This is a genomic window from Arthrobacter sp. TS-15 (assembly GCF_006964045.1).
GTDB lineage: Bacteria > Actinomycetota > Actinomycetes > Actinomycetales > Micrococcaceae > Arthrobacter.
The window spans coordinates 94,225-115,544 of record NZ_SDXQ01000043.1; the positions used below are offsets into that span (position 1 = coordinate 94,225).

Below are 21,320 nucleotides of genomic sequence, written 5' to 3' on the forward strand. Positions count from 1 at the left end.
CCCATTGCAGAGCGCAACAAAGTTGTCATCGTTACGCACTCATCGCTGGGAACTCATCGGGTTTCCATCAGTTTTCTGACCCGCTTTCAGGTTTGGACGGTTTTCCTGCGGCGGCCTGGGCCTCCACAAGGGGCGCACCGGACATCAGGTATCGTTCCACGGCGCTTGCATCGGAAGCACCCGCAAGGGCCCTTCCGAAAGCTCGCCGCTTGATTGCCAATGTCAAGCACTTTTCGCTGGGGTGAAGCCATGCACCCCTGCCAGCCATCCGGCGTCGAACGTCGATCAGGACTGCGGAAGAACCGCTGCCTTGGACGACCAGCCGGACAAGCTCGGACCGGGAGCCTTGCTTCCGGCATCCGATGCACGTGCGAACAGGCCCATGGCCATGTTCAAGCAGTTCAGCCACGACGTGTCCAACCTGCCTTACGCTACTGGCACCCGACGGGCCCCGGTCCTGCGCATGCAGCTGAGGCACGCCAAAGCGCGCGGATACCGGACGTAAGCCCGGTTCCATCTAGTCTAGCCCCCCTGCCCCGGTCTCCCGAAACCAAGGATGCCGCCAGCGCGGCGCTAAACCGGCGGCACAACCGCCGGTTCAAGAGCTAGTCAGCCTTAGCGGGAGCGGCATCGGAGATGATATCGATGCGCCAGCCAGTCAGCTTGGCTGCGAGCCGCGCGTTCTGGCCCTCTTTGCCGATCGCCAGGGAAAGCTGGTAGTCGGGCACTACTACGCGGGCCGAGCGGGTTGCTTCGTCCGTGATAGTGACGGAATTCACTCGCGACGGCGACAAGGAGTTGGCAATGAAGGTTGCGGGGTCGTCGCTGAAGTCAACGATGTCGATCTTTTCGTCGTTGAGTTCGGTCATGACTGCCCGGACGCGGGAACCCATTTCGCCGATGCATGCGCCCTTGGCGTTGATGCCGGCAGTGTTGGCCTTGACCGCGATCTTGGTACGGTGGCCGGCTTCACGGGCCAGTGCGACGATCTCCACAGAGTGATCCGCAATTTCCGGAACTTCCATTTCGAACAACTTGCGGACCAGCCCGGGGTGCGAACGGGACAAAGTGATGGACGGTCCCTTGGCGCCGCGGTGGACGTCCACCACAAACGCACGCAAGCGGCTTCCGTGGAGGTACTTCTCACCGGGGACTTGCTCGGGCGGGGGCAGCAATGCTTCCACGGATCCGAGGTTGACCTGAATCATGTGCGGGTTGTTGCCCTGCTGGATCATGCCGGCCACAAGTTCGCCTTCACGGCCTTTGAACTCGCCCAGCACGTTGTCGTCTTCCACGTCGCGAAGACGCTGCAGAATGATCTGGCGGGCCGTGCTGGCGGCGATGCGGCCGAAACCGGCAGGGGTGTCTTCGAACTCGCCGATGGGCTCACCGTCGTCGTCGATTTCCGTAGCCCAAATGGTCACGTGACCGCTCTTGCGGTCCAACTCGGCACGGGCCTTTTCGAAGGCGCCGGGCGTCTTGTGGTACGCCACCAGCAGCGCTTGTTCGATGGTGGGAATCAGGAGATCCAGCGGGATTTCACGCTCACGCTCCAGGAGTCTCAGTGCGCTCATGTCAATATCCATTAGGCCTCCTCGGAAGGTCCGTTGTGCTCGTCTTCCAGCGCAGCCTCGTGGAGGTGGCTGAATTCAATCTCGACTTTTCCTTGGCGGATCCTGTCGAAAGGAATAGTGATGGGTTCGCCCTGCTTGGGCTTCATGCCCTTCTTGACCTCATGCTCGGGGATGAGCGTCACAGCATCTTCCCCCACGGAGGTAATACGGCCCAGAAGGTTCTCTCCCTGAATGACGTTGACCTTGACCATACGGCCGCGGGCGCGGTGCCAGTGACGCGGTTCGGTCAAAGGACGGCTTACTCCAGGGGATGAAACCTCAAGGTCGTAGGGACGGCCGTCGTCATGGGGATCGTTGTCCAGAATATCGGACAGTCCGCGTGAGACCTCTGCGATGGCGTCAAGGCTGACGCCTCCGGTCTCTTCCTGGGGAAGGTCCACCACGACGTGGACCGTGCGGTGTGAACCGGCAACGTGGATGGAAACATCCTCGAGGTAGAGCCTGTTGGCAAGGACAGCCGGTTCAAGCAGCGCCCTAAGCCTGCTCTCTTCCGGGTTGTGGATGGTGGCCGTTGAGTTCGATTCAGAACGGTCTGTTGAAGTCGTGGCTTCCGAGTCACTCACGTTGCCCGCCGCCTCCCGATAGATGTTGTTGTGACTACTAGCCTAACGATTTTCCCGGGAACATGGTGCACGGACTTCCTCATCCACGTGACACCATGGTCTGTTGTGAACGGGGAAACAAGCGAAAAACGACGAACACCACCTTGGGGCCGGGTTTTACTGGTTGCCGTGGTGGCACTGCTTGTTGCAGGCACCGGAATGGTCCTTCTTCCGCGTGATTCCGGCACTCCCCCGGCTGTCTCGTTCACCGAAACAGCACGTTTGACGGCGTTGGAGGACACGCTGCTGCTGCGGGAATCGGCCACGACGCTGGCGGAGTCCGCGGCTCCCGAGGCCGGAAAGCCCATGTCCGGCAGCGCTGTGACTTTGCTGACAACCCACGCTCAGGCCTTATTTGACCCTCGCGGAACGACATCGAGTGCCACCCTGTCAGGGGCAGCCCCCTCACCCCGTCAGTCCTCGGCTGCAGCGGAACAAAGCAGCCGTGCGACCTTCCTGGCCGGCCTGGCCGGCAGCGGCTGGAAGCGCTTGGACGACTCGCGCGAGGCCGACGGCGGGATCGCCCGGCTGCTCGCCGCCGTCGGAACCGCGCAGGTGCTGCAGGCCGAAAAGTTGGCTGCCGAATGGCAGTTGCCCCTGCCGGAGCAGACACGGGCGTCGGAGACCAAGGCCCCCACGGCAACACCTTTGGCTGCCTCATGCCCCTCAGCAAACCCCACCCCGGAGCCGATGTCCGCGACCACCGACACAGCCCTGGCTGCGGTTGTTCGCTCGCAGCAGGAGGCGATCTACGTATACCAAGTGGCCTTGAAGAGGCTGGACGAGACGAAGTCGGCGGCCGCTGCCAAGCACTTGCAAGTTCACCAGGCGCTCCTCCGGGAGGCTGAAGCAGTCACCAGCGCCAACTGCGCGGATGCACCCACGGGCGAGGCGGGCTACCGGCTGCCGGAGGCTTTCACTCAGGATCCCGCTGCATTCCTTGGCTCGGTAGAGCTTGTCTCCCTGCCTCGATTCGGTGACCTTGCTGCCCTGTCCACGGGCGAGACCCGCACATGGGCCCTGGACAACCTGGTGGCAGCCGCCCGCAGGAGCCTCGTTTGGGGCGCGCAGCTGCCTGCGCTTCCGGGACTCATGCTCGACGCCGGCGAACTGCCTTCCTTGCCTACGCCCACTAGCACGCCCGCTTCCCAGGGCGGATAGGCGAGCCTAGCCATGCTGGTCAGGAAAGCCTGCCGGTGCTTGGCTTGATGCATGGCTTCCACAGAAACTGCCACCACGCACGAGAATGAACCGCACCGGGACGATCTGGCACATCGGCTGAACTGGCTGCGGGCGGGCGTCCTGGGCGCCAATGACGGAATCGTGTCCGTCGCGGCAATCGTGGTGGGCGTTGCCGGTGCCACCACCAACACCGGCCTGATTCTCTCCGCGGGTGCCGCTGGCCTGGTGGGTGGCGCCATCTCCATGGCTTTGGGCGAGTACGTGTCTGTCAGCAGCCAAAGTGACACCCAGAAAGCCCTCATTGAAAAAGAAAAACGTGAGCTGGCGGAGCAGCCGGAAGATGAGCTCAACGAGTTGGCCGCGATCTACGAGTCCAAAGGCCTCGGTGCAGAGACCGCCCGGACCGTTGCACAGGAGCTGACCGAGCACGACGCCTTGGCCGCACACCTCTCGGCCGAGCTCAATATCCATGAAGATGACATCGTCAGCCCTTGGAACGCAGCCTTTGCTTCGGCCGTAGCGTTCACTTTGGGAGCGATTCTTCCCATGCTGGCCATCTTGCTGCCGCCACCCGGGATGCGGGTTCCCCTAACGTTCGTCGCAGTCCTGCTTGCCTTGGCGATCACTGGCGCGGTTGGTGCGTGGCTCGGCGGTGCTTCCCGCGTCCGTGCAGCGGTCCGGGTGGTGCTGGGCGGGGCCCTCGCGCTGGCTGCCACGTTCTCCATCGGTACCCTGTTGGGGGCCAGCGGCGTTTTCTAAGGGACGCGTGGCAGTGCGGAGTTAGGCTGTTGCCGTGAACCTTCACGCGATGATTCCCATACCGGGCGACCTCCACGCCCGGTACAACCGCGACTCCGCGGGCAGGGATTGGCTCGCAAGCCTCCCGGGGCTCATCTCCGAGGCATTGGACCGTTGGGGGCTCTCAGTGGATTTGGTGCCAGGCGATGAGCCTTGGAATGGCCACGGAGCCTTGGTGGTGCCAGTTGTTCAAGGCTCCACCCCTGCAGCGCTAAAGATCGCTTATCCCCACGAAGAAGCACTGGTGGAGCGCTATGCACTGGCCCTCTGGAGTGGCCGGGGCGCTGTCCGCCTCCTGGCCTCGGACGATGCAAGTTGCACCATGCTGCTCGAACGCCTGGACGCCTCCCGTTGGCTCCAGGACGCCCCTCTGGACGAAGCCAGGGACGCATGGGGGGCCATTATGCGCGAGCTCTCGATCCAACCGGACGAAAGGGTGGAGTGGCGGGTTTTGGACCACGTCGCCGCAACCGCCGAGCGATGGAGCGATGAACTGCCTGCCGAATGGGACCGCCTGGACCGTCCCTTCCCTCGATGGTTGCTGGAAGCGGCACTGGAGGTCTGCCAGACGCGCGGGGCCGTAGGGCGCCGTTCAGGCAAGGATGTCCTGGTGCACACTGACCTGCATTTCATGAATATTCTTGCCACTACCAGCGCCGAAAAGCTGTCCCTGCGCGGCGACTATCTGGCTATTGATCCGCAACCACAGATTGGGGAGGCCGAGTTCGCCGTCGCCCCGATCCTGTGGAACCGCATCCGCGATCTTCCCCGGACGGATCCGGAGGCCGGGCTGCTGGAGCGGTGCCAGGACTTCAGCCGTGCCGCTGGATTGGATCCTGACGTTGCACGGCAATGGAGCATAGCCCGTGAGGTGCAGAACGCTTTATGGTATGCAGCAAAACCGCGGCACTCCGGTGATCTTGCCCGTTCCCTGTGGGTCGCAAGCACCCTGGCCGGCAACAGGCTCGACGCCCTTCCCCGGGCACACGATCTCCCCGACCCCGGCGAAGCAGCCTGACACCGTGGTCCTGAAAGTTGCTCTCATTGGTTCGGGCGCCATTGGATCGCGGGTGGCGGAACTGCTCGACGCCGGGACCGCCCCAGGCATCGAACTCGCCGGTGTTGTTCCCCACGGGAAACCCAGGACAGGTTTCAGCTTCGAAGAAGCCATGGACGTAGCTGACGTGGTGGTGGAGTGCGCCGGCGTTGCAGCAGTCGCCGAGTTCGGTCCGCGGAGTATTTCGGCCGGGAAGGACTTTCTGGTCACCTCGATCGGAGCCTTATGTGAGGCCTCGCTAAGGAAAACACTGCTCGACGACGGTCCAGGCCGAACGTTCCTGACAACCGGTGCGCTGGGCGGCCTGGATGCGATCACAGCGGCCTCCGCGGGCGGAACCATTTATCGCATCACCGTGGAATCGCGAAAACTTCCTGCTGCTTTGATCCAGCCATGGATGGACGGGGAAACGAAAGAATCACTCCTGGAAGCTACCGGGCCGGTTGAACTCCTGCGGGGCGGACCGGCCGAGCTGATCAAGGCCTTCCCCAAGTCAACCAACGTGGTGTCCGCGTTGGCGCTGGCAGCCGGTGACTGGGATGTGGTGGAAGCTGTGTTGATTGCTGACCCCGCAGCCAAGCAGACAACCCACCATGTCCTGGCCGAGACGAGCCTGGGGCTCTTCGACTCACGTGTCACCAACCAGGCTTCCCGCGGCAACCCGGCGTCGAGCGCTTTGGTGCCGCACGCCGTCGTCCGCGGTTTGAGGACGCTTGCCAACGCCAACGGCAGTTTTATCTGACTTAGGCCGCGCCGGCCCTACCCTGCGAAGTTCTCGTTCCAGACGTCCATGCCAAGTTTGATGATCAGCGCAGCCACCACGATCAGGAAAACAAGGCGCACAAACTTACTTCCCTTGGCCACAGCGGTCCTGGCACCGAGGTAGCCGCCTGCCATATTGGCCAGGCCAAGGATGAGGCCTACGCCCCACAGCAGGGAGCCGTGGGGGAGGAAGAAAATCAGCGCGCCGGCATTGGTGGCCATGTTGACGATCTTCGCTTTGGCGCTGGCTTCCAGGAACGCATAACCCATGGCCGAAACGAGCGCTATGACCAGGAACGAGCCCGTACCCGGACCGATCAGGCCGTCGTAAAAGCCGATCACGGCACCGATCATGCACGCCACCACGTAATGCTTATGGCCGTCGTGGCGCAGGGCGGTCAGTTCACCGGCGCTGGGACGCAGGGCTGTGAAGATGGCGACTGCGATCAGCGCCAACACGATGATGGGCTTGAAAACGCTGGCAGGCAGGGAGGCAGCAAGAATGGCCCCGCCGAAACTCCCAGCCAGCGCGATCACCGCCATAGGAATTGCGGTCTTCAGATCCGGCCCAACGCGGCGATAATACGTGACCGCGCTGGTGGTGGTCCCGAAAATGGACCCCATTTTGTTCGTGGCCAAAGCCTGGACGGGCGTGATACCTGGAACCAGCAGCAGGGCGGGGAGCTGGATCAGTCCCCCGCCCCCGACTACGGCGTCCACCCAGCCTGCTGCGAATCCAGCCACCACAATCAGGATGAGGGTGGTGAGCTGGATCGATTCGAAGCCGGAAATCACCGGGTTCGTACAGCGTTGACCACGTAGTCCACGGCCTTGTCCACCGCGATATTCTCGGCTTCGCCACTGCGGCGGTCCTTGATCTCAACCACACCGTCCACGAGCCCTCGGCCAACGGCCAGGATGGTGGGGACGCCCACCAGTTCGGCGTCGCCGAACTTCACACCGGGCGAAACCTTGGGACGGTCATCGAAAATGACGTCCAGGCCTGCAGATTCGAGTTCAAGGGAAAGCTTTTCTGCTGCTTCGAAGATCTCATCGCCGCGACCGACAGCCACGACGTGAACATCGGCCGGAGCCACCGAGCGCGGCCACACGAGACCACGGTCGTCATGGTTGGCTTCAGCCAACGCTGCGACGGCACGCGTTACGCCAACGCCGTAGGAGCCCATGGTGACAACCTGCTGCTTGCCGTTCTGGTCCAGGACCTTCAGGTCCAAGGCCTCAGCGTACTTGCGGCCGAGCTGGAAGATGTGGCCCATTTCGATGCCCCGCGCAGTTTCCAGCGGTCCTGAACCGTCCGGGGCGGGGTCGCCCGCACGGACATCGGTGCTTTCGATAACGCCGTCCCACGCGAAATCACGACCCGCTACCAGCCCAAAGACGTGCTTGCCATCAGCGTTGGCACCGGTAACCCAGCTGGTGCCGGAGACGACGCGGGGATCCACAAGGAAGAGAACCTTGGAGGATCCTTCCAGGCCCAGAACGGGCTCGTCGAGGGACAGGCCGGGTCCGATGTAACCCTTGACCAGCCACGGCAGCTTCTTGAGGTCCTCTTCGTTGGCGGCCTCGAGGCCGATTTCACCGGCGATGGGCAGGTGGGAGCCAATGTTGGCTTCCACGCGCTTGAGGTCCACTCCGCGGTCTCCTGGAACGCCGATCACCACGATCTGGCGCTCCCCCGTGGGCAGCGTGACGGCGAGGACAACATTCTTGAGCGTGTCAGCGGCAGTCCATGCGCCGCCGTCGGACTTGCTGCGCGGAGCCAGCTGGTTGGCGGCCTCCACAAGAGTGTCGATGGTGGGAGTGTTCGGCGTGTCCAGGACCTGTGCGGCCGGAGCGTTGCTGAAGTCGACCTCGTCCGGGACAACCGTGGTCACGGCTTCGACGTTGGCGTAGTAGCCGCCGGCCGAGCGCACGAACGTGTCCTCGCCGATCTCGGTGGGGAACAGGAATTCCTCACTCTTGGAACCACCCATGGCGCCCGCCGTGGCTGCTACGGGAATGACTTCCAAGCCTAGGCGCTCAAAGATCTTCAGGTAGGCCGCGCGGTGTGCGGCGTAGCTGGCATCCAGGCCGGCGTCATCGATGTCGAAGGAGTAGGAGTCCTTCATGATGAACTCGCGCCCACGGAGGAGGCCCGCCCTGGGACGTGCTTCATCACGGTACTTGTTCTGGATCTGGTACAGGCTCAACGGCAGGTCCTTGTATGAGGAGTACAGGTCCTTGACCAGGAGCGTGAACATTTCCTCATGCGTGGGGGCCAGAAGGTAGTCCGCCCCCTTACGGTCCTGGAGGCGGAACAGGCCGTCGCCATATTCGGTCCAGCGGTTGGTGGCCTCGTAGGGTTCGCGGGGTAGCAGAGCCGGGAAGTGGACTTCCTGTGCTCCGATCGCGGACATTTCCTGGCGGATGATGTCCTCCACCTTGCGCAGGACGCTCAGCCCCAGCGGCAACCACGTGTAGATACCGGGCGCGGCGCGGCGGATGTAGCCGGCGCGGACCAGGAGCTTGTGGCTGGCGACCTCGGCGTCGACGGGATCTTCACGCAGGGTGCGCAGGAACAGCTGGGAAAGGCGAAGGACCACGGGTACGTATCCGTTTCTATGGCAGATGTGGCAAAAACAACTGTCTACTAATCTACCGGCTGACTGCGCGGCCACTTGAACAGGCCTGGATTGGCGTCCGGCGCGCTTGCACACAGAAGAGCCACGCCGTCGCGTGTGGAAGCCCCTGGCCGCAACCGGCTGGTCATCCTGCGATGGCGTGGCTCAGCGGCCGGCCGGCCGCAGACTCTGTCCTGAGACTAGATCGCCGTCCCCTCCAGCGGAACGGGATCAGCTGCGGCTGGGAAGCATTGGTCACTGCCGAGCACACGGATGGCTTGGCCGCCGATGGCGCCCGTCAAGGTCTTGATCATGATTCCCCCTGTACCACCCGCACCCCAACGACACGGCTTGGGAAAAACCTATGTGATCGTAGACACATTTTCAAGGCGGGCCACAGCGCCACGCAGTGCCCTTGACCGCCCTGCCCACCGGTTCTACGTTTAATTCATCATCCGATGAATTAAGTGTGCCCAATCGGAGGCTCGCATGACACCCCTTACAGCAGCCATAAAGGCAACGGGGCTTCACATAAATCGCGCTCGCAGCAAGATCATCAAGGGCCTGGACTTCACCGTTGACGCCGGCAGGATCACAGGACTCCTGGGCCCTTCCGGCAGCGGCAAGACAACACTCATGCGGACGATCGTCGGAGTCCAGCGAATCACCCGGGGAACCGTGACCGTCCTCGGCAGGCCCGCAGGCAGCGCATCGCTCAGGCACGACGTCGGATACGTCACCCAGGGTGCCAGCGTCTACCCGGACCTCAGCGTGCACGCGAACGTGCGCTACTTTGGCGCCATGCACGGCGCTACCGCCGCGGACACCGCGGAGGCAATTGCCGCCGTCGGGCTCGAACCACTTGCCCGCCATAAGGCAGCTGACCTGTCCGGCGGGCAATTCAGCCGGGTCTCCCTGGCATGCGCCTTGGTGGCCCACCCGAAACTGTTGGTTCTGGATGAGCCCACTGTCGGGCTCGACCCTGTACTGAGGGCCGAGCTATGGGAGCGCTTTGCGGCCATGGCGGCTGCCGGAACAACCCTGCTGGTCTCCAGTCACGTGATGGAGGAAGCCTCCCACTGCTCCTCGCTTCTGCTCCTGCGTGATGGCCTCCTCCTGGCCCAGCTAACTCCCGCCGAACTGGCCGAACGTGGACAGAGCGAAGATCTGGAGCGGGCGTTCCTCACCATCATCAGAGCCGCTGACCGCGACCGGCAAGAACGTCAGGTGTCGTCATGAATGTCCGCATGACCCTTGCCACCACCGTCCGGGTCCTGGGGCAGTTGCGGCACGATCACCGGAGCGTTGCACTGATCCTCGTGGTCCCTGCACTACTGCTGACCGCCGTCTATTTCCTCTTCGAAAACGAAACGCTCCCCCCGGGGTTCCCCCGAACCTTTGACCGCGTCGGCCTGATGATGTTGGCCATCTTCCCCTTTGTGGTCATGTTTCTGGTCACATCGATCACCATGCTCAGGGAACGCACCTCCGGGACTCTGGAGCGCCTCCTGACCACGCCCATCCACAAGGCCGACCTACTCTTCGGTTATGGTCTGGCCTTCTCCATCATGGCGGCCCTGCAGTCCCTGGTGGCGACAGCTGTGGCCTACTGGGTTTTTGACCTCGATATCAAGGGAAGCCCCGGCCTGGTGGTGATGATTGCCGTCATCAACGCCGTCCTGGGCGTCGCCCTCGGACTCCTGTGTTCCGCCTTTGCCCGCACCGAGTTCCAAGCCGTGCAGTTCATGCCGGTGGTGGTGGTCCCGCAGATCCTGTTGTGCGGACTGTTCGTGGCGCGGGAGGACATGAACGAGGTCCTCGAAGCAATATCCGGTGCTCTGCCGCTCACCTTCTCCGTGGATGCGTTGAAGGAGGTTGCGGAGAATGCGGACGCAACAGCCACCATGTGGCAGGACGCCCTGATCATGGGCGGGATTGTTCTGGGAGTTCTGGTCCTGGCATCCCTGACCCTCCGACGACAAACCCGATGAGCGTCCCCCAGGCGCGCAGGGGCCGCCGCAGCTCAGGAGACCATTCACGCGAAGCCATCCTCACCGCCGCGCGGAGACTGTTTGCCGAGCAAGGCTTCGAAGGGACAAGCCTGCGGCAAGTAGCCCGCGAGTCATCCGTGGATCCGGCCATGGTGCACCACTTCTTCGGGGGCAAGGATGAGCTCTTTGCCGCCAGCGTGGAATTGCCCGCCGACCCCGCGGAGGTTCTTGCCGGCGTCGAAACCCTGGACCCTGCAGTGAGGGCGGAGGCGATTGTCCGGGCTGTACTGCGGTTGTGGGAAAGCCCCGCTCAGCACGGATTGGTGGCCTACGTCCGGGGAACCCTAGGCTCCAAGTCCAAGACGGCGCTCATGCGCGAGATGGTCAACCGGGTCATCTTGTCCCGGGTGGTTGCAGGCTTGCCGGGCACGCCGGAAGAACGGCATCTGCGAAGCAATCTGGTGGCCAGTCAGGTCATTGGCCTGATGCTGGTCCGCTACGTCATCAAGCTCGAGCCGCTGGCCGGCGCAGCGAAGGAGGACGTCATAAAGATGGTGGCCCCCACCATCCAGCGCTACCTTACGGGAGAGCTGGACGGCCCGGGAGCCACCACCTGACGATGTCCTTAGCGCCTGTGAGGGCTACTTGACCAGTGCCGCGGCCTGGTCCATCAGGGTGCCGGCCTCAGCTGCCCCGTCTGTGCCGCCGTCCTGGCCCGATGCCGTAGCGGAAATCAGCACGCCGCCCTTGACGGCGAAAGCCATCACGGTGGACTGCGCCTGGCCACCGGGGAGGGTCATGGTGGTTTTAAGTCCCACAGTGCCGGGGACCGAACCAACCCCATCAAGCTTCTCGGTTTTCATGCTCAAGGCTGTGCCGCCCATGGTCATCTTCATGGAGGAGCACGTGGTGATCTGGGACTCACTCCCCTCGAGGCTCTTCTGCAGGGTTTCCGCCGGAACGCCGGACACCAACGCTACGCTGGAGACGCTTCCGGTTGCGGTATCAACCTTCGCCCCGGTGGCGCCGGTGGAGCCTTCAATGGACTGCGAGGCGCCGGACATGGCCAGATCCTTGCACTCGGCCGGTTCGATGTTCATGGAACCCATGAGTTCCTTGAGCGGATTCGCTTGGGCAGCGAGGTCGTCAATGGCGGTAACAGTCAGTTCCGAGCCATCAGCTGGCTTGATCTGCTTGACCAGGTCTGTAAGTTCAGCCGAGGTGTACTGCTTTGCCGCAGTGGGCGTAGGAGTCGAGGTTTCATTTGCCGGTGCGGGACCGGCATCCGTGGAGGAGCCGGAGCCACCGCAAGCGGTAAGACCCATGACCAGCAGCCCCGACACGGCGAAACCGCGCAGCGTATTCTTGTTCATTCGTTTCCCCAATGGAGTCAAGTGTTCCGGTGCTGGCGGTCGCCAACATGGACAAGAATACTGGATTCCCCATCGACTTTAGAAAAGCACGGTGGCGAAGGTCCCCACTTGTTCGAAGCCCACCCGCTCATAGGTGGCCCGGGCTTTGGTGTTGTAGTCATTGACGTAAAGGCTCGTCACGGGCGCGAAGGTTCTGGAAAGATTTACGACGGCGGCCATGTAGCCCCCGCTGTGGCCGCGGCCCCGCAGCTCGGGATTCATCCATACGCCTTGGACCTGAGTGACCTCCCGCGTGACCGCCCCCAGCTCGGCTTTGAAGACCACAGTGCCGTTGGCATCAATGTGGACCAGCGAGTGGCCCTCCCGAATGAGTCCAGCAACGCGCCTGCTGTAGAACTCCTGCCCTCCAAGGAAGGGAGAGTAACCCACTTCTTCTTCGAACATGGCCGCGCACGCCGGCAGGATGCGATCAAAGTCCGCCATGGTGCCGAAGGCCAGGGCCGGGTTGGCGACGATAACGGGAGGACCTGAGATGGTAAGCAAAGGTTGCTGGGCGCGTACCTCGTGGGCGCTATGGCCCAGTTGCTCGAATCGCGCATAGAGGGCCATCACGGTTTCCGCGGGCCCGAAAATGGACGCGTAACGGCGCCCCGTTTCGTGGGCAGCCGTGGCCACATACCCTGCAAGGCCGGGATCAAGCTGCACAGGGACAAGATTGGCGCCGGCCCAACACGCACCGAGGAGCGTTTGGCCTTCAAAAACTCCGAAAATGCTGGCACCGCCGCTGGTGGGCGCCGCTGAACCGGTACTTTCCAAGTGCGCGAGGATAAATACGTTGGCCACCGCATCCTCGCTTGCAAGCGCGCGAAGGGCCAGGGTGTCGGCACTGCCGAGCACCCTGACTCCCAAGCCGTTCTCGTTACGAGACGCTAACCACGGGGCTACCCTTGACAGCATCTTCGCCATCGGCCTCCCCCATCTCTTCGGCGATGCGCATGGCCTCTTCGATCAGTGTCTCAACAATTTCGCTCTCAGGCACAGTCTTAATGACTTCGCCCTTCACGAAAATCTGGCCCTTGCCGTTTCCGGAGGCCACACCGAGGTCCGCTTCACGGGCTTCGCCGGGTCCATTGACGACGCAACCCATCACGGCAACGCGCAGCGGAATCTCCATGCCTTCCAACCCTGCGGTCACCTGTTCGGCCAGCGTGTACACATCCACCTGGGCGCGGCCACAGGACGGGCAGGAGACGATCTCGAGCTTGCGCGGGCGCAGGTTCAGGGATTGCAGGATCTGGTTGCCCACCTTGATTTCCTCCACCGGCGGAGCCGAGAGGGAAACACGGATGGTGTCGCCAATGCCGCGCGACAGGAGCGCACCGAAGGCCGTGGCCGACTTGATGGTGCCCTGGAATGCCGGACCGGCCTCGGTCACACCGAGGTGCAGGGGCCAGTCGCCCTTCTCCGCGAGCATCTCATACGCGGCCACCATGATCACGGGGTCGTTGTGCTTGACGGAAATCTTGAAGTCGTGGAAACCGTGCTCCTCGAAGAGGGAAGCTTCCCACACAGCGGACTCAACCAAAGCCTCCGGGGTGGCCTTGCCGTACTTCTTCATGATGCCGGGTTCGAGGGAGCCTGCGTTGACGCCGATCCGGATGGATGTTCCATGGTCACGGGCCGCAGCAGCGATCTCTTTGACCTGGTCATCGAACTTGCGGATGTTGCCCGGGTTGACCCGGACTGCAGCGCAGCCGGCCTCGATTGCGGCAAAGACATACTTCGGCTGGAAGTGGATGTCCGCGATCACGGGAATCTGGGACTTACGGGCGATGATGGGCAACGCCTCCGCGTCGTCGGCAGAAGGGCAGGCAACGCGTACGATGTCGCATCCGGAAGCCGTCAGTTCAGCGATCTGCTGGAGGGTGGCGTTGATATCCGTGGTGGGGGTAGTTGTCATGGACTGAACGCTGATGGGCGAGTCAGATCCGACGCCAACGGACCCTACCTTGATCTGCCGTGTCTTCCGGCGGGGGGCAAGGACGGGGGGTGGGGCTGCTGGCATTCCCAGGCTGACCGAGGTCACGTGGACTCCTTGGGTTGGGGTGAATCGTTGTGGTGGAGGACGTCCGGGCTAGGACGCGTGGGCAGCCAGGACACCGATGATTGGCGCCCATTCCGTGGTGCGGATGCCGGCGATGACGCCGGCTTCAGCGAACGGATCCTGCTTGAGGAGGTCATTGAGTTCGGCTTCGTCGGCCGACTTGAAGATCAGCAGGGCGCCGGCGCCGTCACCATAGGGGCCACTGGCAAGAAGTTTGCCTTGCTCGGCCAGTTCCCCGAGCCAAGCACGGTGTGCTGGGCGGGCTTCGTCGCGGAGGGCGCCTGAATCGGCGACGTATACGTACTCAACAGCGAAAACAGTCATGGAGCTAGCCTATCCCGCCGGTTGCGCAGAATATGTTCACAGCTTTGCCTGCATTGTTCACGGCTCTCTCCGCATTGTTCGCAGCTCAGCCGAAAATGTTCACGGGCTTAACGATGTCGGCATAGATCAAGAGCGCCCCCATGGCCATGAGCAACGCCGCCACCACGTAGGTCACCGGCAGGAGTTTCGCGATGTCGAAGGCTCCCGGATCCGGTTTGCCACGCAGTTTGGCCAGTTGGCGGCGCGCGCCTTCGTACAAGGCGCCAGCGACATGGCCGCCGTCGAGCGGCAGGAGCGGGATGAGGTTGAAGATGGCCAACGCGAAGTTGAGTCCTGCGAGCAACCCGATCAGGGTGCCGATCCGTGCCTGCATGGGTACTTGTTCCATGGCCGCTACCTCGCCGGCAACCCTGCCGACGCCCACCACGCTGATAGGCCCGTTGGGGTCACGGGGTTCTTCGCTGAAGGCTGCTTTCGCCACCCCCACCACCCTGGCCGGCAGGTTGAAGATCACACCGGAAATCTGTTTGATGTTCTCCCCTGCCATGGGCAGAACGGCCGACGCCGGTTGGGGAACCAAAGCGCTTTGGGCCCCTATGCCCAGGAAGCCGACTTCCTGGTACTGCAAAACTCCGTTGGCGTCCTGTGCCTGCCGCCCATCGGGGCCCACCACGGGCCTGGACGAGAGAACAGGGGTCACCGTGGTCTCCACTGACGCCCCGTTGCGCGTCACAATGACAGGAACTTCCTTGCCGGCGGAGGCCCGGATCCAGCTGGTGAGCTCGTCCCAGCTGGTGACGGATTTTCCGTCGAAGGAAGTGATGGTGTCATTTGGCTGCAGGCCCGCGGCTGCGGCCGGGGTCAGTTTGCAATCCGCCGAATCGGGGTCCACGGTCTCCCCCGCGGCAACCTGGCATTTGGAAACATCAGCGATGGTGGTGGTTGCCTGGGCTGTTCCGAAGCCCATGAGCAGGACTGCCAGAAGTATCAAGCCGATCAGCATGTTCATGGCCGGTCCGCCGAGCATGACGATGATCTTTTTCCAGACGGGGAGCTTGTAGAAGACGCGCTTCTCGTCCCCGGGACCCACTTCCTCGTGCGCCATTGAACGCGCCTCGGTGGCGAGGGTCTGGAACATGCCAGTACTGGAGGGGCGAACGGCGCCGTCTTCCTTGTTCGGCGGGTACATGCCGATCATGGACACGTAGCCACCCAGCGGAAGCGCCTTGAAGCCGTACTCTGTTTCGCCTTTTTTCCTGGACCACAGCGTTGGTCCAAAACCGATCATGTACTTGGTGACGCGCACTTTGAAGAGCTTTGCGGGCACCAGGTGGCCTACCTCGTGCAGCGCGATGGAAACGGCCACGCCGATGGCGACGAAGACGACTCCGAGGATGAAGAGAAGGACAGGACTCATGCCGGTGGGACTGCTTCCGTAAGGGTTGTGAGCTAGAGGGCGCTGCTGGCTAAACGATCAAGGGTTCGGGCGCGTGCCCACCTCTCAGCATCCAGCACCGACTCCACCGTTAGCTCGGAAGAGCCTGAATGTTCGCTGAGGACGGATTCGACGGTATCCACAATGTCGGTGAAGCGGATTCGTCCGGCGTGGAAGGCCTCCACTGCTTCCTCATTGGCGGCATTAAACACGGCCGGGAACGTGCTGCCCTGCTTAGCTGCGTCCTTGGCGAGGTCCACGGCCGGGAATGCCACGGTATCCAAGGGCTCGAAGGTCCAACTGGTGGCTTGGGTCCAGTCGCAAGCGCGTGCAGCCTGCGGGACACGATCCGGCCAACCCAGTCCCAGCGCGATCGGCAGCCGCATGTCCGGAGGTGATGCCTGGGCGATGATGGAGCCATCCACGAACTGGACCATGGAATGCACCACCGACTGCGGGTGGACCACAACGTCGATCCTGTCCAGCGGGACATCGAATAACAGGTGTGCCTCAATGACTTCCAGGCCCTTGTTGACCAGGCTGGCCGAGTTTGTGGTGACCATGAGGCCCATGTCCCAGGTGGGGTGGGCAAGGGCCTCCTGCGGTGTCACGTTGTGAAGTTGCTCCCGGGTGCGGCCGCGGAAGGGCCCGCCGGACGCGGTCAGGATCAGCTTTTCGACTTCCTGATCCGTGCCCGAGCGCAGGCACTGGGCGATGGCTGAGTGTTCAGAATCAACGGGAACGATCTGGCCGGGGCCAGCGGCAGCTTTGACCAGGGCGCCGCCGACGATCAGCGACTCCTTATTGGCCAGAGCCAGTGTGGCTCCTGTAGCCAGCGCGGCCAAAGTGGGCGCCAACCCGATGGAACCGGTAATGCCGTTGAGGACGACGTCGCACTCAATGGCGGCGATCCGGGTGGATGCGTCCGGTCCGGCAAAGACCTCCGGAGCGAAATTCCGCACGCCCTCAGCCGTGGCCGCGGCGTCAATCAACCGCCGAAGGACTTCCGGATCTCCCTTGGCGATTCCCACGGCTTGGGCCCTGGTGTGGACCGCCTGTTGTGCAATGAGTTCGAGGTTCCCGCCGCCCGCGCTTAGTGCCACCACTTCGAAACGGTGTGGTGCGGCATCGACGACGTCAATCGCTTGTGTGCCGATGGAACCGGTGGACCCGAGGATGACGATCTTGCGCGGCTGCATGACTTAAGTATCCCTGCCACTGCCGGGGCCCGCGAACGGATGGCGGCGTATGTGGAAATCAATGCCGCTTGACCAGCGCCGTCCGCTGCGTACCGTGGAATCGTGGAGTGGTTCTCCTGGCTTGATGCGCGGGACTATTTTGATGCGCGGGACTATGAATTTGCCCGGCAGGTGTTGCAGCGTGGCACAGCGGCGCTTTATGCCATTGCCTTCTTCTCCACGGTGAACCAGTTCCCGGCGCTCCTCGGCGAGCGCGGACTGTTGCCGGTACCGGCCTTCCTGGATATGGCCCGTCGCCTGGGCCGGCCTACCCTGTTCCGGTGGCGCTACTCCGACCCGCTTCTCCGGGCGGTGTGCTGGACGGGTATTGGCGTGTCCATTCTGCTAGTCATTGGCCTGCCACAAACGGGGCCGCCCTGGCTGCCCATGCTGGCCTTTCTCACGTTGTGGTTCCTCTACATGTCAATCGTGAACGTTGGCCAGACGTTCTATGGTTTTGGTTGGGAGATCCTTCTTCTTGAGGCCGGTTTCACGGTGGCCTTCCTTGGTTCGGACCAGACTCCCCCACCGGCAACCATCCTCATTCTCATTTTGTGGCTGGTGTTTCGGCTTGAGTTCGGGGCCGGCATGATCAAGATCCGCGGCGGCCGTGAGTGGCGGGACATGACGGCGATGTTCTATCACCACCAGACACAGCCGATGCCCGGCCCGCTCAGCAGGCAGGCACATCTGCTGCCGCGTCAGCTGCACAAAGTGGAAGTGGTGGGCAATCATGGTGCGCAGCTGGTGGTGCCGTTCTTCCTCTTCGCCCCTCAACCGCTAGCCAGCATCGCAGCGGGCATCATCATCGTGACGCAGCTGTGGCTGGTGGGCACCGGTAATTTCGCCTGGCTGAACTGGGCGGCGATCGTCCTGGCGTTCGCCGCCGTCAGCGACCCGGTGGCCCATGTGGTTTTTCCGTTCATCCCCCTTGAGTGGCACGCAAGTGCCGATACCCCGGCGTGGTGGCTCGTCGTCGTCGTACTTGTCACCGTTCTGCTGGTGGTGTTCAGCTACCGCCCGCTCCTCAACCTCTTCTCCAGCCAGCAACTGATGAATGCCAGCTTTAACCGTTGGCGCCTGGTCAACGCCTATGGTGCTTTCGGGACGGTGACCAAGCAGCGCATTGAGATCGTGGTTGAGGGAACCTTGGACGAGGATCCCCACGCGCCGGATGAGCGATGGTTGGAGTATGGATTCAAGGGCAAGCCCGGCGATGTTCGTCGACTCCCCCGGCAATGGGCGCCGTACCATCTGCGCCTGGATTGGCTCATGTGGTTCCTACCGCTGAGGACCGTCCATGAGGAATGGTTTTATGCCTTCCTGGACCGGCTGCTGGAGGCTGACAAGGCTACGCTTAGGCTGCTTCGACAAGACCCGTTCGACGGCGAACGCCCCCGTTGGGTGCGGGCGCGCAGCTACCTGTACCGCTTCGCCAGCCGTGCAGAGTTCCGTGGGACGGGCGAACGTTGGGTCCGGGTGCTGCTGTATGACGCCGTTCCGCCGGTGCAGTTAGGACCGCGACGCCGGCTTTCCGGATGAGGCTGGTTCCCGGGGTGAGGCTGGTTCCCGGGGTGACGCCGTGGATTCACGAACCACCAGGTGGGTTGCGAGTTCCACGCGCCTGGAGTCAATCTCTTCACCGTGCATTTGGCGAAGGATGAAGTTCAGCGCGGAACGCCCTATTTCCTGAAGAGGCTGGCTCACCGAGGTCAGTGGGGGCGTGGATTCTTCCGCCTGATAGGTTCCGTCGAACCCAACGAGGCTCATTTCCTCGGGGATTCGGATGTCCTGCCTCCGCGCCTCGGCCAGAACGCCCATGGCAATACTGTCGCTTGCGGCAAAGACTGCCGTGGGCGGATCTTCCAGGGCCACCAGGGACTTGAAAGCCGCCGCTCCGGTCTCGGGCCGGAACGGGCCCGCGGAAACATATTCATGTTCAACGGTGATGCCTTCGGCCATCAGTGCGGCCATGTAGCCGTGGAGCCTGGCCTGGCTGCATTCGGCGGTGGCGGGACCCCCGATGTAGGCAATGCGTCGATGCCCGAGCTCCAAGAGGTGCGTGGCGGCAGCTTTCCCTCCTGCCCAGTTGCTGGAGCCCACGCTGAACAGGTCAGCAGGTGGCGGATTCAGGGGGTCGATCACCACGATGGGAATCTGACGCCTCTGGAAGGCTTCCAGCTGAGCGGCTCCGAACGCCGAGGTCACCACGATCATGCCGCTGCGGCCTTCATCGACCATGCGCTGCGCGCGTTCCTCAGGGCCCAGCGGCGGTGCTGCCTGCAGTCCGGTGACGGAGAGGATTACTTCCATGTCCGAAACGTTGGCCTGCTCCATGATCCCCTTAAGGACTTCCATGTTGTAGGCCGAGTTCAGAGAATCGAACACCGCCTCGACGGTCCGCTGGACGGGGTTGCCCTTGCGCTGAAGGGGTGATTTGTATCCGGTCCGTTGCAGGGCTGCCAGGACACGGGCCCGGGTGCCTTGGGCCACGTCTCCGCGCCCGTTGACCACTTTGGACACGGTGGGTACTGACACTCCGACCTCCTGCGCTACTGCAGAAAGGGTCAGCTTGGAGGGTCGGACTTCTGGGCTCACGGTTACCGCTTTCGAAAAGTTTCGGTTGCTCACAGTCTGCATTGGGACGGGTGCACTCGTCAAACCGCAGTCCAGCACACCGAATTGATTGTCCAGCAGGCCTTGACGGTGATGTGCGTCACCGCTAAGTTTGGTGGGCACTTCCGAAAGGACTTCCGAAACATTTCGAAAAGTTGTTGGTGCTGGTGATCGAAGTTGATCCTCAGACCCGCGAAGTGCGGCTTTTACACGCACAACCGGGCGATCAGCGTCGAGCCCGAAGGACGAATGGAAACTGCACATGAATAATCTCAAGTTGCGCACCGCCGGAATGGCCGTTTCTGCAGCCGCATTGTCAATCTCCCTGGTCGCCTGCGGATCCTCAGGTCCGGCCGGGACAGGAGCCTCCGCGGACTCGGCAACCATGTGGGGACTGACCGGTGGTGACCAGCCTGTGTTCCAGGCATCCGTGGACTCGTGGAACAAGTCGCACCCCGACTCCGCCATCAAGCTCGACTTCTTCGCCAACGATGCATACAAGACCAAGGTCCGCACCGCTGTGGGCGCCGGCCAGGGCCCCACGCTCGTTTACGGGTGGGGCGGCGGTGTCCTCAAGTCCTACGTCGATGCCGGCCAAGTGGACGACCTGACCGGATTCCTCAAAGAGAACCCTGACGTCCAAAGCCGCTACCTTCCCTCCATCCTCGAGAGCGGCGTGATCGACGGCAAGACCTACGCGCTCCCCAACAACAAGGTCCAGCCCGTAGTGCTCTACTACAACAAGGAAGTCTTCGAGAAGATCGGGGCAGAACCGCCCAAGACCTGGGACGAGCTGATGGCGTTGGTCCCCAAGTTCAAGGATGCCGGCGTGGCACCCTTTTCCCTGGGTGGTCAGTCCAAATGGCCGGATCTGATGTGGCTTGAATACCTGGTGGACCGGATCGGCGGTCCTGAAGTCTTTGCAAACATTGCAGCCAACAAGCCGGACGCCTGGTCAGACCCGGCAGTGATCGAGGCGCTGACCAAGATCCAGGAACTGGTGGATGCCGGCGGCTTCATCAACGGCTTCTCCTCCATTGCCGCTGACAGCAACGCAGACCAGGCCCTGCTGTACACGGGCAAGGCCGCCATGATCCTGCAGGGCAGCTGGATCTACCAAGGCATGAAGAAGGACGCGGCCGACTTCGTTTCGAGCGGAAAGCTCGGATACACCCCCTTCCCCACTGTTGAGGGCGGCAAGGGTGACCCGGCGAACGTCGTGGGAAACCCGTCCAACTTCTGGTCCGTCTCCTCCAAGGCCACGGAAGAGCAAAAGAAGACCGCGCTGGAGTACGTCAAGGACGGAATGTTCAACGAAGAAAACGTCCAGGGCCTGATCAACTCAGGAGCAGTACCTGTGGTCACCGGCATTGAAGACAAGCTCGCGGCGTCACCTGACAAGGACTTCCTGACTTACGTGTACGGCATGGCCAAGGATGCCCCGGACTTCACGCTCTCCTGGGATCAGGCACTCAGCCCCGCACAAGGAGACGCCATGCTGGCCAACCTGGACCAGATTTTCCTGAAGAAGATCACCCCTGAGCAGTTCGCATCCACCATGAACGCGACGATCGGGAAGTAAT

General features: G+C 62.6%; 22 protein-coding genes. 10 read left to right on the top strand and 12 right to left on the bottom strand.

The window, feature by feature from the left end; translation table 11 throughout:
- Positions 1-67 precede the first annotated feature (67 nt).
- Positions 68-400: a YlxR family protein gene (locus tag EU811_RS17890; RefSeq protein ID WP_238703453.1), complete on the bottom strand. Its 333-nt coding sequence runs from the start codon at positions 398-400 to the stop codon at positions 68-70.
- Between EU811_RS17890 and EU811_RS24295 the strand changes: the two genes are divergently transcribed.
- Positions 311-505 carry a hypothetical protein gene (locus tag EU811_RS24295; RefSeq protein WP_238703454.1) on the top strand — a complete coding sequence of 65 codons (195 nt, stop codon included), beginning with the start codon at positions 311-313 and terminating at the stop codon, positions 503-505. The two genes, EU811_RS17890 and EU811_RS24295, sit on opposite strands and share 90 nt — an antisense overlap.
- 100 nt (positions 506-605) lie before the next feature.
- Here EU811_RS24295 and nusA read toward each other — a convergent pair whose 3' ends face one another.
- Both nusA and EU811_RS17900 read right to left on the bottom strand, forming a co-directional pair.
- Positions 606-1,586, bottom strand: coding sequence for a transcription termination factor NusA (gene nusA / locus EU811_RS17895; protein ID WP_142939661.1), 981 nt, complete (start codon positions 1,584-1,586; stop codon positions 606-608).
- Positions 1,586-2,197 carry a ribosome maturation factor RimP gene (locus EU811_RS17900; protein ID WP_142939662.1) on the bottom strand — a complete coding sequence of 204 codons (612 nt, stop codon included), beginning with the start codon at positions 2,195-2,197 and terminating at the stop codon, positions 1,586-1,588. Before EU811_RS17900 ends, nusA begins: the two co-directional genes overlap by 1 nt.
- 168 nt (positions 2,198-2,365) lie before the next feature.
- On the opposite strand from EU811_RS17900, the gene EU811_RS17905 reads away from it, so the two are divergent.
- From EU811_RS17905 to EU811_RS17920, 4 genes are read left to right on the top strand one after another with little or no spacing between them, the layout of a single operon-like run.
- The gene (locus tag EU811_RS17905; RefSeq protein WP_238703450.1) at positions 2,366-3,397 is read left to right on the top strand and encodes a DUF4439 domain-containing protein; all 1,032 of its coding nucleotides are present in this window, start codon (positions 2,366-2,368) and stop codon (positions 3,395-3,397) included.
- A gap of 51 nt (positions 3,398-3,448) precedes the next feature.
- Entirely contained in the window at positions 3,449-4,177 is a 729-nt protein-coding gene (locus EU811_RS17910) for a VIT1/CCC1 transporter family protein (protein WP_142939664.1), read from the top strand.
- 34 nt (positions 4,178-4,211) lie between these two features.
- Positions 4,212-5,234, top strand: coding sequence for an aminoglycoside phosphotransferase family protein (locus EU811_RS17915; protein ID WP_238703451.1), 1,023 nt, complete (start codon positions 4,212-4,214; stop codon positions 5,232-5,234).
- A gap of 4 nt (positions 5,235-5,238) precedes the next feature.
- A complete protein-coding gene (locus EU811_RS17920; RefSeq protein ID WP_160147659.1) occupies positions 5,239-6,015 on the top strand; it encodes an aspartate dehydrogenase domain-containing protein in 777 nt (258 codons plus the stop codon).
- A gap of 17 nt (positions 6,016-6,032) precedes the next feature.
- On the opposite strand, the gene EU811_RS17925 is transcribed toward EU811_RS17920, so the two are convergent.
- Positions 6,033-6,830: a sulfite exporter TauE/SafE family protein gene (locus EU811_RS17925; protein ID WP_142939666.1), complete on the bottom strand. Its 798-nt coding sequence runs from the start codon at positions 6,828-6,830 to the stop codon at positions 6,033-6,035.
- Positions 6,827-8,638 (bottom strand): proline--tRNA ligase, encoded by a 1,812-nt coding sequence (locus EU811_RS17930; protein WP_142939667.1) that lies wholly within the window; start codon positions 8,636-8,638, stop codon positions 6,827-6,829. The genes EU811_RS17925 and EU811_RS17930 overlap by 4 nt, the downstream gene beginning before the upstream one ends.
- A gap of 507 nt (positions 8,639-9,145) precedes the next feature.
- Here EU811_RS17930 and EU811_RS17935 point away from each other — a divergent pair.
- The 3 genes from EU811_RS17935 to EU811_RS17945 are packed head-to-tail and all read left to right on the top strand — an operon-like array spanning position 9,146 to position 11,264.
- Positions 9,146-9,895, top strand: a complete 750-nt coding sequence (locus tag EU811_RS17935) for an ABC transporter ATP-binding protein (RefSeq protein ID WP_142939668.1) — start codon at positions 9,146-9,148, stop codon at positions 9,893-9,895.
- Positions 9,896-9,903: 8 nt separating this feature from the next.
- Entirely contained in the window at positions 9,904-10,647 is a 744-nt protein-coding gene (locus tag EU811_RS17940) for an ABC transporter permease (protein ID WP_142939669.1), read from the top strand.
- Positions 10,644-11,264 (top strand): TetR/AcrR family transcriptional regulator, encoded by a 621-nt coding sequence (locus tag EU811_RS17945; protein ID WP_142939670.1) that lies wholly within the window; start codon positions 10,644-10,646, stop codon positions 11,262-11,264. The genes EU811_RS17940 and EU811_RS17945 overlap by 4 nt, the downstream gene beginning before the upstream one ends.
- A 24-nt stretch (positions 11,265-11,288) precedes the next feature.
- Here the strand turns inward: EU811_RS17945 and EU811_RS17950 are convergent, their stop codons facing one another.
- The 6 genes from EU811_RS17950 to dxr form a co-directional block, all read right to left on the bottom strand.
- The gene (locus EU811_RS17950; protein ID WP_142939671.1) at positions 11,289-12,020 is read right to left on the bottom strand and encodes a hypothetical protein; all 732 of its coding nucleotides are present in this window, start codon (positions 12,018-12,020) and stop codon (positions 11,289-11,291) included.
- 78 nt (positions 12,021-12,098) lie between these two features.
- A complete protein-coding gene (locus EU811_RS17955; protein ID WP_142939696.1) occupies positions 12,099-12,977 on the bottom strand; it encodes a GNAT family N-acetyltransferase in 879 nt (292 codons plus the stop codon).
- Positions 12,940-14,106 carry a flavodoxin-dependent (E)-4-hydroxy-3-methylbut-2-enyl-diphosphate synthase gene (gene ispG, locus EU811_RS17960; RefSeq protein WP_011774258.1) on the bottom strand — a complete coding sequence of 389 codons (1,167 nt, stop codon included), beginning with the start codon at positions 14,104-14,106 and terminating at the stop codon, positions 12,940-12,942. The genes EU811_RS17955 and ispG overlap by 38 nt, the downstream gene beginning before the upstream one ends.
- 48 nt (positions 14,107-14,154) lie before the next feature.
- Positions 14,155-14,448 carry a YciI family protein gene (locus EU811_RS17965; protein ID WP_142939672.1) on the bottom strand — a complete coding sequence of 98 codons (294 nt, stop codon included), beginning with the start codon at positions 14,446-14,448 and terminating at the stop codon, positions 14,155-14,157.
- 85 nt (positions 14,449-14,533) lie between these two features.
- Complete coding sequence (locus EU811_RS17970) at positions 14,534-15,865, bottom strand: M50 family metallopeptidase (RefSeq protein WP_142939673.1); 1,332 nt, start codon at positions 15,863-15,865, stop codon at positions 14,534-14,536.
- Positions 15,866-15,897: 32 nt separating this feature from the next.
- Positions 15,898-17,082, bottom strand: coding sequence for a 1-deoxy-D-xylulose-5-phosphate reductoisomerase (gene dxr / locus EU811_RS17975; protein ID WP_142939674.1), 1,185 nt, complete (start codon positions 17,080-17,082; stop codon positions 15,898-15,900).
- Positions 17,083-17,184: 102 nt separating this feature from the next.
- Between dxr and EU811_RS17980 the strand changes: the two genes are divergently transcribed.
- Positions 17,185-18,663 (top strand): lipase maturation factor family protein, encoded by a 1,479-nt coding sequence (locus tag EU811_RS17980; protein ID WP_142939675.1) that lies wholly within the window; start codon positions 17,185-17,187, stop codon positions 18,661-18,663.
- On the opposite strand, the gene EU811_RS17985 is transcribed toward EU811_RS17980, so the two are convergent.
- Positions 18,634-19,719: a LacI family DNA-binding transcriptional regulator gene (locus EU811_RS17985; RefSeq protein WP_142939676.1), complete on the bottom strand. Its 1,086-nt coding sequence runs from the start codon at positions 19,717-19,719 to the stop codon at positions 18,634-18,636. The two genes, EU811_RS17980 and EU811_RS17985, sit on opposite strands and share 30 nt — an antisense overlap.
- A gap of 280 nt (positions 19,720-19,999) precedes the next feature.
- Between EU811_RS17985 and EU811_RS17990 the strand changes: the two genes are divergently transcribed.
- Positions 20,000-21,319: an ABC transporter substrate-binding protein gene (locus EU811_RS17990; RefSeq protein ID WP_142939677.1), complete on the top strand. Its 1,320-nt coding sequence runs from the start codon at positions 20,000-20,002 to the stop codon at positions 21,317-21,319.
- The last annotated feature ends 1 nt before the right edge of the window (position 21,320 follow it).

What these genes read in the sequence shown, in the direction of transcription:
- EU811_RS17940 (WP_142939669.1), top strand. Translation starts at nt 9,904, where the DNA reads ATGACCCTTGCCACCACCGTCCGGGTCCTGGGGCAGTTGCGGCACGAT.
- EU811_RS17935 (WP_142939668.1), top strand. Translation starts at nt 9,146, where the DNA reads ATGACACCCCTTACAGCAGCCATAAAGGCAACGGGGCTTCACATAAAT.
- EU811_RS17970 (WP_142939673.1), bottom strand. Translation starts at nt 15,865, where the DNA reads ATGAGTCCTGTCCTTCTCTTCATCCTCGGAGTCGTCTTCGTCGCCATC.
- EU811_RS17965 (WP_142939672.1), bottom strand. Translation starts at nt 14,448, where the DNA reads ATGACTGTTTTCGCTGTTGAGTACGTATACGTCGCCGATTCAGGCGCC.
- EU811_RS17950 (WP_142939671.1), bottom strand. Translation starts at nt 12,020, where the DNA reads ATGAACAAGAATACGCTGCGCGGTTTCGCCGTGTCGGGGCTGCTGGTC.
- dxr (WP_142939674.1), bottom strand. Translation starts at nt 17,082, where the DNA reads ATGCAGCCGCGCAAGATCGTCATCCTCGGGTCCACCGGTTCCATCGGC.
- nusA (WP_142939661.1), bottom strand. Translation starts at nt 1,586, where the DNA reads ATGGATATTGACATGAGCGCACTGAGACTCCTGGAGCGTGAGCGTGAA.
- EU811_RS17955 (WP_142939696.1), bottom strand. Translation starts at nt 12,977, where the DNA reads ATGCTGTCAAGGGTAGCCCCGTGGTTAGCGTCTCGTAACGAGAACGGC.
- EU811_RS17990 (WP_142939677.1), top strand. Translation starts at nt 20,000, where the DNA reads ATGAATAATCTCAAGTTGCGCACCGCCGGAATGGCCGTTTCTGCAGCC.
- EU811_RS17945 (WP_142939670.1), top strand. Translation starts at nt 10,644, where the DNA reads ATGAGCGTCCCCCAGGCGCGCAGGGGCCGCCGCAGCTCAGGAGACCAT.
- EU811_RS17910 (WP_142939664.1), top strand. Translation starts at nt 3,449, where the DNA reads ATGGCTTCCACAGAAACTGCCACCACGCACGAGAATGAACCGCACCGG.